1 rRNA gene is annotated in these 376 nt (G+C 54.5%); it reads right to left on the bottom strand.

The window, feature by feature from the left end:
• Positions 1–376, bottom strand: a 23S ribosomal RNA gene (locus OGX75_RS00010); the annotation flags it as partial.

The raw sequence follows: 376 nt of genomic DNA, 5'->3' as shown, positions 1-376 counted from the left end.
AAAGAGGCTCCCACTGCTTGTACGTACACGGTTTCAGGTTCTTTTTCACTCCCCTCGCCGGGGTTCTTTTCGCCTTTCCCTCACGGTACTGGTTCACTATCGGTCAGTCAGGAGTATTTAGCCTTGGAGGATGGTCCCCCCATATTCAGACAGGATACCACGTGTCCCGCCCTACTCATCGAGCTCACAGCCTGTGCGTTTTCGTGTACGGGACTTTCACCCTGTACCGTGCGACTTTCCAGACGCTTCCACTAACACACAAGCTGATTCAGGCTCTGGGCTCCTCCCCGTTCGCTCGCCGCTACTGGGGGAATCTCGGTTGATTTCTTTTCCTCGGGGTACTTAGATGTTTCAGTTCCCCCGGTTCGCCTCGTTA

It is taken from the genome of Citrobacter sp. CK199, from assembly GCF_030333285.1.
Lineage (GTDB): Bacteria > Pseudomonadota > Gammaproteobacteria > Enterobacterales > Enterobacteriaceae > Citrobacter_B > Citrobacter_B koseri.
This window is presented reverse-complemented; position numbering and strand designations above follow the sequence as displayed.